Raw genomic sequence first — 12100 nt, forward strand, 5'->3', positions numbered from 1 at the left:
AAGGCCCAAGGAGACGCGCTCGTGGCGTACGCGCAGGCCCACGCTCGCGAGCTCGGGATCGACTACATCATCTGGTACCAGCGCATCTGGTCGGTCGCGCGTGCCGACGAGGGCTGGCGGCGGATGGAGGACCGAGGCTCGGCCACCGCGAACCACATGGACCACCCGCACATCAACGTGCTGCCCGACGCCAAGGTCACCCCGATCGGGCTCGACGGCGCATCCTGCGACGAGGTGGTCTACCCGGTTCCCGCGCAGTACATCGGAGCGGACCGGAAGAACTGGCACGACACCGGCCCCTACTGGTCCAACTGGCACACCGGGACCGACTTCTCCGCGCCCTGCGGCACGACGGTCTACGCCGCGTACGCCGGCACCATCGAGATCGACACCAGCCAGGGCTGGGCCGGCCCGCAGCTGGTCAAGGTCACCACCGGACCCGGCTCGCTGACCACCTGGTACGCACACATGCAGAGCGTCAGCGTCAGCCGCGGCCAGACGGTCGCCGCCGGCGAGCCGATCGGCCAGGTCGGCAAGGAGGGCAACGGGAGCGGTTGCCACCTCCACTTCGAGGTCCACCTCAAGAACGGCTCGATCTACGGCCCCGACAACGTCGACCCCTCGACCTGGCTGGCTGAGAACGCCTCAAAGCCGACCCGCTCCGTCTGATCGCTGCCGGGTCCTCTCGGCACATAGGTGACCAGCCAGAACTTTCGACCACGAGGTGAATCCATGCAGAGAGAGCGCCGACGCGATCCGTACCCCCGGACCTGGGAGATCCCTGTCGCCGTCGCCCTGGCGACGCTGTTCGTCATCGTCATCGGCATCCAGCTGGGCCGATCGGTCGCTAACCTGCTCGCCGGCGCCGGGTGGACCTGGCCGGACGCCAACGCCGGCGCGTTCCCCTCCCCGATCGGGACCGCCTTCTGGACCAGCCTCCCGGGCGTGCTCGGCGGCCACGCCGACGCCGGACTGCCCACACCCACTCCCGACGGACTGGCTGGTCGTGGTCTGGTGTGGGTCAGCCTCGCGCTCACCGAGGCCGCGCTGCTGACCGCCACGATCTGGGTCGGCGTGTGGGCCTACCAGCGCTGGGGCCCGGGCCGCATGCGCGGCATGGCCACCGCCGCCGAGGCCGAGAAGCTGCTCGGAGTCACGCGGCTGCGCAAGGTCGCCGGCATCGTCCGCCCCGACCTCTATGGCAAGCACGGCACCGCCCCGGCGGCACCGGTCCAGCGCTCCGCCGGCGACCTCACCGAACAACCCGGGCCACAGCTCGGCCACGGGCTCAGCCCGTGGCTCCTGGACGGCCGCCGTACGAAGGAGGAGCGATGAAGCTGAGGTTCAACCCGCTGGACGTGGGTTGGCGCATCGGCGACGCACACGAGCCGCGCGGCGGCGAGCTGTGGGTGCCGTGGGACCGCACCGCCGGCGTGATCGGCCCGCAGGGATCCGGCAAGACCCTCGACCTGCTCACCCCGGCGCTGCTCGGCGCCCCGGGCGCTGCCCTGGTGACCTTGACGAAGGTCGAGGACCTGCTACTCAGCCTCACCGAACGTTCCCGCGGCGACCGGCCATGCGTGGTGCTCGACCCGTTCGGGCTGGCCGAGGGTGTCATCGACGAGCTGATCTGGGATCCGATCGCCGGCTGCGTGGACCCCAAGGTCGCCGAGCGGCGAGCCAAGGCCTTCACCGCAGGCACCGTCAAGGGCGCGATCACCGGCGGCACCGGCGACGACGCCGCCCGCTTCTACGCCGCGGAGTCCGCGAAGGTGCTGCAGGGCTACTTCCACGCCGCGGCGCTGACCGGCAAGACCCTCGAGGACGTGCTGCAGTGGGTCGCGAACCCGACCGCGGCCACCCAGCCGATGGAGATCCTGCGCCGGCACCCGCACGCCGAGCCGTTCTGGCACGGCCTGCTGCACGGTGCGCTCAACGGTGACGACCGCACCGCCGGCAACACCGTCACCACCGTGCAGCAGGCGGTGTCGCTGTTCTTCCAGGCCGACATCCGCCGCCGCTGCGTACCCAGCCCCGGGCACCCGGCCACCGACCTGGCCGACGTGATCCGCCGCCGCGGCACCATCTACCTGCTGGGCCGCGAAGACCCCTACGCCTCGGCCAGCCCGCTCATGACCGCGGTGGCCGAGCACGTCTTGGACACCGGGCTGCTGCTGGCCAACAACTCCCCGTGGGGTGGCCGGCTGTGTCCACCGCTGGTCTCGGTGCTCGACGAGCTGCCGTCGACCGCGCCGCTGCCGACCCTGCGGACCCGGATGGCCAACGAGCGTGCCTTGGGGCTGTCGTTCATCTGGGCCGCCCAGACCCGGCCTCAGCTGACCAGCATCTTCGGCGAGCACGAGGCCCGGGCGCTGCTCGGCCTCACCAACACCCTGGTGATGTTCGGTGGATCCAAGGACGTCGCGTTCAACCAGGAGATCTCCGACCTGCTCGGAACGGTGCGCATCGGCCGGGTCACCCACTCGACCGGCGGGTTCAACGGCGGTAGCCGCAACTTCTCCGGCGACGACATCCCGATCATGCGGCCCGAGGAGGTCCGCCAGCTCCCCGAGCGGCGAGCCCTGGTGATCGCCGAGAACGGCAAGCCGATCATCGCCAAGCTGCACCGCTGCGTGGAGGGCAAGGCCGGCGAGAAGCTGCTGGCCGACCAGCGGGCCCTGCGGGCGCGGTTGACCAACGACCGCCGCATGGTCATCACCCCCGAGGCCCGGACGACCGCCGCCCTCGTCGAGGCGCGTCGCCTCGGCTTCGTCGACGACGAGACCGAATCGACAAGGAGTGAGCTGTGACGACCGAGCAGGCCCGACGGGCCGCACCTACCCCGATGGTCTACGCGTTCCCCGTGCCGGGGGAGCACGTCCGGCTGGCCTACCGCGAGCTCCACATCGCCATCAACGGCACCGAGGAGCAGAAGAAGGCCCTGGGCAACCACGCCCTGCTGCCCCGGCCCTGGGAGCCGGCCACGTGCCTGGACCCCGAGCTGCGCCACCAGCTGTGGGAGTGGCTCGAGGACGTCGTGATCTGGCTCAACCGCGAGTACACCTGGGACGTCTCCGGACTGATTCCCAGCTGCTGGCCCGTGCACCCGCACCTGGTCCACGAGATCGCGGTCCTGGCCGACCAGCGCCGCCGCGCCGGACTCGCGATGACCAGTGACGCCCTCGAGGAGTGGCACCGCTACTGCCTGCCGGCGTTCGCCGACCGCATGCGCAACCGGCTGCGGACCCACTGCGACGACGAGCACAAGAGCTGGCCGGCCAGGCCGCGGCACAACGAGCACCTGGGCGAGGCCAGTACCCAGCGGCGTGAGAACGCCTTCGCCCACGACGTCGACGCACTGCCCGTCAACCGGCGCGCCTACGAGCAGCCCGAGCCGACTGGTCGACCGCGCCTGGTCGAGGTCGACCTGGACACCGGCGAGATCAAGGAAGACCCGCTCGGTGCGCAGCCGCGCACCCGAACTGAGAAGGGACCGCGCGAATGAGCGAGGCGACGATGCAGATGAAGGAGCGGTCGGAGGCCATTGGTCGCGCACAGCGCGCTCTCAAGGCCCTCGGCGAGCACCCACGCTCGAGCAAGAAGGAGCTCGGGCACGCGCGCGAGCACCTCAACGCCTGCTACTCCCACGGCTCCGGCGAGTACGTGTGGAACGCCGTGGCGCAGGTCGAGGCGATGGCCGAGCGCCGCTACGGCGTCCCCAGCACCGAGGAGCACCGCCAGATGGTCGACGCGGCCGGCGACCTCGAGGAGCCTGCGACAGCCGCCCGGGGCCGCGCGGCCGAGGACCGTGCCATCGCGCCGGCGACGTCGGCGCCCGATGTGGGACTCGCTCCCAGCGCGTCGAGATGACGCCGAAGGCCCCGCTCGATGCGCGAATCGGGCTCAGAAAGCCGCTGAGCGACCGGAAACCGGGTCTGATGAGCACCGCGGCGAGCCGGCGTTGTGTCAGAGCGATTCTGAGCGATCCCGACGTCGCGGCCGGCAAGGCGTAGACCATGTCCGACGCGGCGGCCAACGCGCTCCTCATCGTCGTGGCGATCGCCTATCTGGGCGGCGCAGTCGTGGTGGTCGGGGCGCTGGCCAAGGTCCTGGCCACCTGGTCGCAGACCTGGCGCACCCGCCGTGCCGCCGAGCCGGTCGACCAGGCACTGCAACGGCGGGCCGCCGCGGCGATGGCGGCCGTCGCTGAGCGCGCGAAGGTGGCAGCGCCCGCCACCGACGTCGTCGCGATCCTCGGTGCGCCCACCAGTGACGCCGACCGAGGCGTGGGTGACGGCGGACTGGCCGTGACCCGCTTCCGCGCAGGACACCCGGCCACCGTGGTGTTCGCGCAGGTCGCACTCACCGGGCTCAGCAGCGCCGCGGTAGAGAGCCTGGCTGCGCACGACCTATTGACCGCACCAACTGGAGTGTCCTGAGCCGTCCCCGGGCGACCAGTGCGGCACGACTCGCCGGTCGATGGGGATGTCCGCCGTTCCCGAGGCTTTGCGTGCTGCCGTTCGTCGCGACGACGAGCGGAAGGACATCTGGGATGGAGCGTGACGTGACGGCTTTGGTCGTCCCGACCATCGGCGCCGTGGCCAGCATCGACGCGGCGCCGGGCACGGTGCTGCTGGATGCGACTGGCGAGCCGGTCGAAGAGGTCAGCGAGTTCTTCGCCACGATGGTGGCCTGCGGCGCGAGCTTCAGTTCGCTGCGGTCCTATGGCCTGGCGCTGCTGCGTTGGTGGCGGTTCCTGGCTGTCATCGAGGTGCCTTGGCAGCGCGCGGGCCGGATCGAGGCACGCGACTTCGTGTTGTGGATGCGGCTGGTGGGCCCAGCAGGCCGGCCGGGCGGGTACGCGCCGGCGACGATCAACCACGCCCTCGCGGTGGTCAAGATGTTCTACGCCGACCGGACCCGCGCCGGCGACGGGCCACTGGTCAACCCGGTCCCCGACGCCGTCCATCGAGCCGGACGGAGGTCCCAAGCGCATCACAATCCGATGCAGCCCTTCGCGCCAGGACCGCGGGCGCCACTGCGGCAGAAGATGCCTGAGCGGATTCCTCGCCACCTGCCCGACGGGCTCTTCGACGAGCTGTTCGCTACGTTGCGCTCGGACCGGGACCGTGCCCTGCTGGCGTTCTACGTCTCGACCGGTGCCCGCGCCTCTGAACTCCTCGGCGTCACCGTGGACCTCGTGAATCCCGGCGACCAGCGCATCGGCGTACGTCGGAAGGGCTCGGGCCGGTTGCAGTGGCTACCCGCCTCCGCGGATGCGTTCGTGTGGCTTCGGCTCTACGAGCAGCAGACCGAGCGTCCGGCCGGCGAGCAGGCGTTGTGGCTGACCCGGCGACGTCCGGTGCGCCCGCTGACCTACTCGGCAGCCCGGCGAATGCTGCAACGGGCGAACGAGTCGCTGGGCACGGCCTGGACGCTGCACGACCTGAGGCACACCGCCGCTCAGCGGATGGTCGACGACCCCGCCATGTCGTTGACCGATGTGCAGTGGGTGCTGGGCCACGCCCACATCACCACGACCCAGCTCTATCTGCGTCCGCGGGAGGAAGAGGTCGTCGCCCGCGTGCTGGCCCATCACCGCGACCGGGTTGAACGGCCGTCCACACCACCACCGCCTGTGGACACGGCGGGATACTCCGCCGAGGTGCTGGCGGTGCTGTTCGGCGGGACACGGCCATGAGCGACCACATCGACCCGGTCGCCCACCTTCAGAAGGCCGCGCGCCCGTCGCGCAACGTGCCCGCCAACAACGGTGGCCTACGCCCCAAGGCGCCGACCCCGACGCTTCCGACGCCGGCGATCGCCCGGCCGACAGTGTGGGCCGCCTCCCAGATGAGCTATGAGGAGTTGCTCGCCGCGGTCCGCGACCTGGAATCCGCGAACGGCACCACGTTGTCGAAGCAGATCCGCAGCCAGGTGTTGTTCGCGGAAACCCTCCTCGGTTGGCTGCTGAGGTTCCCCGGGGAGTCGTGGCAGCAACGGTGGCACGCCTCCGGTGCGGACGCAGCCGGAAGGGACTGGACCGCCTTGGCCGCCGAGCCCGACAGACACGGGCACCTTGTCGCTGCTGCGGGCAGGCTCCTGCTGCTGGACGTGATCCGTCCCGACTACTCCTGGCTCTACGCGACCCAGGCCACACCCAGACTCTACGAACGGCTCCGGACGCTGCGTGATCCCGCGGGGTTCGCCGACATGGAGCGTCTTTGCGACGCGGATGCGCGGATGCTGCCGAGCGACCGGCGCCAGGCGTTGAACCAGCTCACCAGGATGCTGGTCCACAACGGCGGCACGTTGGGCGACATCACCCTGCCGGACTGCATCGAGGCCCACCGTGCGCAAGACGGCTACCGTGGCCGGTCTCACCCCCGCTGGTACACGCTGCTCCGGGAGGCCGCGATCCTGCCGGCCGACAGCCCGCCGACCATCTTCGCCGCGTCACGGCGAGGGCAGTTGACGATCGAGGAGATGGTCGACCGCTACGACGTCGTGTGCCGTCCGGTCAGAGACCTGTTCGTCGCCTACCTCTACGAACGCCGTGCCGCGATGGACTACAACTCCATCCGCTACCTCGCGGCCAAGCTCGTCCTCTTGTTCTGGCGCGACCTGGAGATCCACGAGCCCGGCATCGAGTCCCTGCACCTGACCGACGAGGTCGCGCGTCGCTGGAAGACCAGGCTCAGCGGCCCGGTGCTGTACGGCAGCAACCGCGTCGGGAAGAAGCGCGAGGACCCCTACACGATCCTCATGGCCGTCCGTGCTTTCTACGCCGACCTCTCCCACTGGGCGCTGGAGGACTCCGCCCGATGGGCCACCTGGGCCGCACCCTCCCCGGTCAACTCCCGCGACCTGGCCGGCATGACCAAGATGCTCAAGCAGTCGCGGTCGCGCACCCACCAGCGCATCCGGGAACTCGCGCCCCTACTTCCACGGCTCGTCGACGCAGCCAGCGACACCCGAGCGGCAGCCAAGGAACTGCACGATGCCGCCGCAGCGACCCCGCCCGGCCAGTCGTTCACCCAGGATGGTCACACGCTACGACGAGCGACCCTGAGCGACGACGGGAGCCGCGGCCGGAAGGTCAGTCGTGGCCACGTTTACGTCGACAATCCGGAGTCCGGCGGCACCAGCGACCGGCCGCAGGACAATCGCCGGAACCTAAGCCTTGAGGCCGACCGGGCGTTCTGGGCGTGGGCGCTGGTCGAGGTGCTGCGTCACACCGGGGCACGCATCGAGGAAGTCCTCGAGATCACCCACCGTTCCTTCGTGTCCTACCGGCTGCCCTCGACTGGTGAGGTGATCCCGATGCTGCAGATCACCCCGTCCAAGACCGACAAGGAGCGGCTCTTGGTCATCGGCCCCGAGCTCGCAGTGGCGTTCGCCGAGATCATCTCCCACGTCCGCGGCGACAACGAGCAGCTGCCGCTGGTCAGCCGCTACGACAGCGCCGAACGCGTGCACAGCCCCGAGCTTCCGTACTTGTTTCAACGGCCCTATGGGATAGGCAGGACCGCGATGAGCTCCTCCTACGTCATCAAGCTGCTCGACGAGCTGGTCACCACCGCGAAGATCACCAACAACGGCGGCACACCGGCCAAGTTCAGCCCCCACGACTTCCGAAGGATCTTCGCCACCGAGGCCGTAGCGTCCGGCCTGCCCGTGCACATCACCGCCAAGATCCTGGGCCACGACTCGATCGCGACGACCCAGACCTATGCGGCGGTCTACGACCAGGACGTGATCGAGCACCACCGTGCCTACATCGCCCGCCGGCGAGCACTGCGGCCGTCTCAGGAGTACCGCGAACCCACCGACAGCGAATGGGACGAGTTCCTCGGCCACTTCGCCCAACGCAAACTCGAACTCGGCACCTGCGGGCGTGCCTACGGCACCGGCTGCCAACACGAACACGCCTGCATCCGCTGCCCCATGCTCCGTCCCGACCCCGCACAGCACCAACGGCTTCAGCAGATCATCGACAGCCTCGACGGCCGGATCGCCGAGGCCAGCAATCGGGGCTGGCTCGGCGAGGTCGACGGCCTGCGAACCAGCCGCGCCGCCGCCGAACAGAAACTCACCCAGATGCAGCGCACCGCCACCAACCTCGGCCTGCCCACCGTCCGGAGCCGACTCGACCCGTCGCCGGATGCGTAAGGCGAAGCTCTCTCGCCGTCAGGCCACGAACAGGCCGCGGAGACCCGGGGTGGGTGTCGCCCCATGACCGCCGTTCTAGCCGACGACGCGAAGTCCATCGCGGTCGCGCTCGTTGCCGCGTGGCGATCGCTCCGAGGCCCAGTCGTCGATCGGCTGAGCCCGGATCCACCATGGATGATTTCTCGTCGGCCCTGAACGGCGCTTGAGAGGCCTGGGGCGTGGCTGGGCAGGGGGTGGCCGCCGGTCTGTCCGGCTCTTCCACGTGGTTCTGGGTGACGCCCGGGCGGGCTGGGTGGTCAGGTCGTGATTGGGGCTGGTGGGCCGGTCGCGGTCGCCCACAGTGCTTCCCAGGCGGATGCCCATGGCCAGCCGAGGGGGAGGTGCAGGTCGAGCCGGCGGGCGGTGGCCGCGATGCGGCCCGGGACGTCGATGAGCTTCTTGCGCAGGGTGGCCCATCGTGCGCGGTGCAGCGATGCGGCGACGCCGGTGGCGCGGGCGAGGTTGAACGCGGTGACCGCGAGCGCGACCCAGGCAGCGTTCGCGGTGTACTTCCCCGACGGTAGGTGGGCCAAGGCGTTGTCCTTGAGCTCGGCGATGACCTGCTCGACGATGGCGTGGTCGCGGTGATGCTGGTCGGCCTCCACCGTCGGCAGCGTGGTGTTGGTGATGAAGGCGTGGTGGCGGTAGGCAGCGAACAGCTCACCCTGCGCGGTGCCGTCGGAGGCCAGTGGCTGGAGTCGTTTGACGCGGCGCACCACGAGGCGGCAGGTGACGTGCTCGGCCTTGCGGCGGCCGGTGAACGCGGTGAAGCCGATCTCGGCGACCTCTGCGTCGGAGACCCAACGCTGTTCGGTCTCGTCGAACACCGCGTTCGGGTACTCGATCGGCCTCCAGGCTCCGGCGGGGATGGCGGTGATCGCGCGGGTGACGGTCTTGGTCATCCGCGCGGTCACCGAGAACCACGCCTTGTGCCGCAGGGCGGTGCCGACGAACGCCCACCCGTAGTAGGCCGAGTCCGCTCGCGCGAGGATCTGCCCGCTCACCCCGGCAGCACGAGCGGTGGTGATGGCCTGGGCCAGCAGCCGTCCCGCACCTTTGGCCGAGGCGGTGTTCCCCGACCGCAGCCTCGCCCGGGCGATCACCGGCGCGGCCAGCGGCGTCGAGATCGTGGCGAGCTGGATGTTGAGGCCCCGCTGCCGGGTGTATCCGAACGCGGCGCCCTGCTTGGCGTGGCCGTGGACCTCGCGGACGGTGTCGTCGAGGTCGACCGTGGCGAACCCGTCTCCACCGGCAAGCAGCCCCGGGACCCGCTCGGTCAGCCCCGCCAGCAAGGCGGCGTTGACAGCGTCGAGCTGCTGGACGTGTCCGTGGGTGAACGAGCGCAGGAACGTCCCCAGCGTCGAGGGCGCCCGGACCCCGCCGAACAACCGAGTCATGCCGCCGTGCCGCAGCAGGTCCATGTCGTCGATCGAGTCCGCACCGGCCAGCATCCCGCCCACCACACACGCCGCCTTCGCCGACGCGTTCGGCGAGGGCACCGTCACCCCGGCGAGAAGGTCGTACAGGCCAGCGGACTCGGCCAGCCGCAGCGCGGGAACCAGACCAGCCGACGACACCAGGTTGGGGTCATCGAACACGGGCCGGACCTTGTGGGAAGGTTGCACTTACGAGGTGTCCCTTGCTCGGTGGCGAAACGGTTGTGTGAGAACTCCGATTCTCCCGCCCAGCAAGGGCATTCTCGTTCTACGCCACGCTCACCCCGACGCCCCCAACGGTGGATTCAGGCTGAGGCGGCGCATGAAGCTGCGGGAGAGTCTCGAACTCCGCGCGATGGGATCCAGTGTCAACCCCGGAACCAGCCGAGAGTGACACGCGTCACACTGGTGTAGAGTCGCTATCGATCGGCCAAGAGCGAATCCGATGGCGTCGGTCGAAGCGTCGTTGCGAGGGAGGGTCCGCCAGTGCGGTCATTGAGAATGCGTAGTCTCTGTCTCGGCTCGGCAGCCGTTGTCTGCCTAGGATTTCTCGTCGTTGCTCCAGCCATGGCTGACGAGTGAGGTTCCCAAGACGGCAACACTGGTGCGCACCCCGATGAGGATCCGCACTCGTATTGTCTGGGGAGTTCCGTGTCTGCTGACCTCGAGGAGAACATCGACGCCGCAGCATGGAACGCACTTGATCCCACGCAGGTTAACGTCAATTACAGTTCGACCTGCCAGTTGACGGGCGCGGGCGAGACGGATGTGGTGTGGACTCAGGGGAATATCGCATCTGGGGCACTCGCGTGGACCGACTGCGACGACTACGAAAGCGACCCTCCGACAAATCAGTGCGACCAGAATTACGTCCGCGTCGACTTGGCAACGGTCAATCAAGGGGTGGACGACGAGATCGATCAGACCATAACAACGTGCCATGAGTTCGGGCACACCGCAGGCCTGTCGCACGGTTCGACCCAGGACGACTGCATGGAGAACGTGTCAACCTCCAATCCACCAAACGCGCTCAAGTGGCGTCGCTATAGCGCTCACCACATCGATGACCACATCAACCCGTGGTTCTGATCTAACGAGAAGGGACGGTTGACATGGCAAAGCGATGGTTCGCCGCGACGCTGAGTATTGCCGTGCTCTTCGGGGTAGGGGCATGCTCGAACGAGAAGACTCAAGCCACTTCACAGGCGAACTCGCCGGTGGCGGACTCGGAACGCGCAGATCCTTCTGCTGCTCTGGTCGCGCATCTACGCGACACGTCCTCGGCTCGGTACGAGCCGTTCGAAACACCGAAGGACATGCTTTCTGACGCTGACGTCGCGATCATGGGTGAGGTGGTCTCCGTAGAGCTCGCGATGATCAGAAACGAGTTCGACGGCCAAGGCGGAGTTGTTGTAGGAGTCCGACCTCTAGAGGTTTGGAAGGAACCCAAAGGCGAGCCGGCCGAGTTGACGTACTTCGTGGTACGCCGCGCAAAGAACGTCGGGGTCGAACCCTTCCGCGCAGGACTTCCCGTTGGCCATAACGTCGCGATCTTCGGATACACGTCCGATGTTCAGTTCATAGAAGGCGATCCTGGCCAGCCCATCCTTGAACCGGCACCTCAGGGTCTGTTCATCGAGACCGACGCCGGGTTGGCGAACGTGTACGCCCCCGGCGACGACGGCTGGCCAGAGATCAAGACGATTAAGGATCTTGCCGCCTCGATTCAATAGTGTCTGGGAACTGCTGCGTCGACATGCGAGATGGGAGTTATTAGGCGTAGTGCGGATGGACCCCCGCGTGCGGAATTTGCAGCAGGACGCACGCTGCGATCGGTCGGACAAGAGACGCCCAGCCCGAGATAGGATCTCGATGCGAGATCCAACCATCCAGTGCGGGTTAGCACGTTCGGGGCCGCCCGGCACACCTGAGTGACGTGATAGGCCGCGATGAGCCAGCCGGTTCGCTTTGGTGCAGAAAAGAGCTCGCCCACGTCATCCGACGTGATCGGACCTCGGCCGCGGCGCGCTACGCGTGGGTGCTCGGCTACCTGGTGCTCGTGCTCACCGGCGCCGGCCTCACCGTCACCGCGGCCGTGGCCGTGCCGCAGCTGGCCGGTCCGGCGATGCTGGCCACGATGACTGCCGCTGTTGCGTTCCTCGGCCTGCGCGCCACGTTCGACCGCCGGGAGGAGATCGCCGCCGACCTGTTCGCCATCAGCCTGACGCGCGACCTGGCCGCCGCAGCCGAACTGATGCGTTTCTACGAGGACAACGTCGTCCGCCAGCTGCCTGCTGGCGTGCTCGGCCGCGCGTGGGCACGCCTTGAGCATCGCTGGTTCGCCAGCCACCCCGAGCCGCGGGCGCGGCTCGCCGCCATGCACCGCCACTTGGCCCGCGAGGCAACCGACATGTAGTCCCCGACAGGCTCGGCGTCCTGCAGGAGGGGCCACT

The 12100-nt window shown here is 68.8% G+C and carries 12 protein-coding genes; 11 read left to right on the plus strand and 1 reads right to left on the minus strand.

Annotated features, from left to right (window positions below; translation table 11 throughout):
• Nucleotides 1-156: 156 nt before the first annotated feature.
• The 8 genes from QI633_RS27335 to QI633_RS27370 all read left to right on the plus strand — a co-directional run bounded on the left by QI633_RS27335 (nt 157) and on the right by QI633_RS27370 (nt 8172).
• A complete protein-coding gene (locus QI633_RS27335; protein WP_282429418.1) occupies nt 157-669 on the plus strand; it encodes a M23 family metallopeptidase in 513 nt (170 codons plus the stop codon).
• Between the two features lie 63 nt (nt 670-732).
• The gene (locus QI633_RS27340) at nt 733-1335 is read left to right on the plus strand and encodes a hypothetical protein (RefSeq protein WP_282429343.1); all 603 of its coding nucleotides are present in this window, start codon (nt 733-735) and stop codon (nt 1333-1335) included.
• Entirely contained in the window at nt 1332-2810 is a 1479-nt protein-coding gene (locus tag QI633_RS27345) for a TraM recognition domain-containing protein (RefSeq protein WP_282429344.1), read from the plus strand. Before QI633_RS27340 ends, QI633_RS27345 begins: the two co-directional genes overlap by 4 nt.
• On the plus strand, nt 2807-3505 hold the full coding sequence (locus QI633_RS27350; protein WP_282429345.1) for a hypothetical protein: 699 nt from the start codon (nt 2807-2809) through the stop codon (nt 3503-3505). The genes QI633_RS27345 and QI633_RS27350 overlap by 4 nt, the downstream gene beginning before the upstream one ends.
• Entirely contained in the window at nt 3502-3870 is a 369-nt protein-coding gene (locus tag QI633_RS27355; protein ID WP_282429346.1) for a hypothetical protein, read from the plus strand. The genes QI633_RS27350 and QI633_RS27355 overlap by 4 nt, the downstream gene beginning before the upstream one ends.
• A 146-nt stretch (nt 3871-4016) precedes the next feature.
• Nucleotides 4017-4439, plus strand: a complete 423-nt coding sequence (locus QI633_RS27360) for a hypothetical protein (RefSeq protein WP_282429347.1) — start codon at nt 4017-4019, stop codon at nt 4437-4439.
• 113 nt (nt 4440-4552) lie between these two features.
• Nucleotides 4553-5701: a site-specific integrase gene (locus QI633_RS27365; RefSeq protein ID WP_135831088.1), complete on the plus strand. Its 1149-nt coding sequence runs from the start codon at nt 4553-4555 to the stop codon at nt 5699-5701.
• A 167-nt stretch (nt 5702-5868) separates the two neighbouring features.
• A complete protein-coding gene (locus QI633_RS27370) occupies nt 5869-8172 on the plus strand; it encodes a site-specific integrase (RefSeq protein ID WP_282429348.1) in 2304 nt (767 codons plus the stop codon).
• A 296-nt stretch (nt 8173-8468) separates the two neighbouring features.
• On the opposite strand, the gene QI633_RS27375 is transcribed toward QI633_RS27370, so the two are convergent.
• Nucleotides 8469-9836: an IS1380 family transposase gene (locus tag QI633_RS27375; RefSeq protein WP_121258328.1), complete on the minus strand. Its 1368-nt coding sequence runs from the start codon at nt 9834-9836 to the stop codon at nt 8469-8471.
• Nucleotides 9837-10298: 462 nt separating this feature from the next.
• On the opposite strand from QI633_RS27375, the gene QI633_RS27380 reads away from it, so the two are divergent.
• The 3 genes from QI633_RS27380 to QI633_RS27390 all read left to right on the plus strand — a co-directional run bounded on the left by QI633_RS27380 (nt 10299) and on the right by QI633_RS27390 (nt 12063).
• The gene (locus tag QI633_RS27380; protein ID WP_188420896.1) at nt 10299-10736 is read left to right on the plus strand and encodes a hypothetical protein; all 438 of its coding nucleotides are present in this window, start codon (nt 10299-10301) and stop codon (nt 10734-10736) included.
• 23 nt (nt 10737-10759) lie between these two features.
• The gene (locus QI633_RS27385) at nt 10760-11380 is read left to right on the plus strand and encodes a hypothetical protein (RefSeq protein WP_135831092.1); all 621 of its coding nucleotides are present in this window, start codon (nt 10760-10762) and stop codon (nt 11378-11380) included.
• A 203-nt stretch (nt 11381-11583) separates the two neighbouring features.
• Complete coding sequence (locus tag QI633_RS27390; protein ID WP_282429349.1) at nt 11584-12063, plus strand: M48 family metalloprotease; 480 nt, start codon at nt 11584-11586, stop codon at nt 12061-12063.
• Nucleotides 12064-12100: the final 37 nt, after the last annotated feature.

Source organism: Nocardioides sp. QY071 (assembly GCF_029961765.1).
Lineage (GTDB): Bacteria > Actinomycetota > Actinomycetes > Propionibacteriales > Nocardioidaceae > Nocardioides.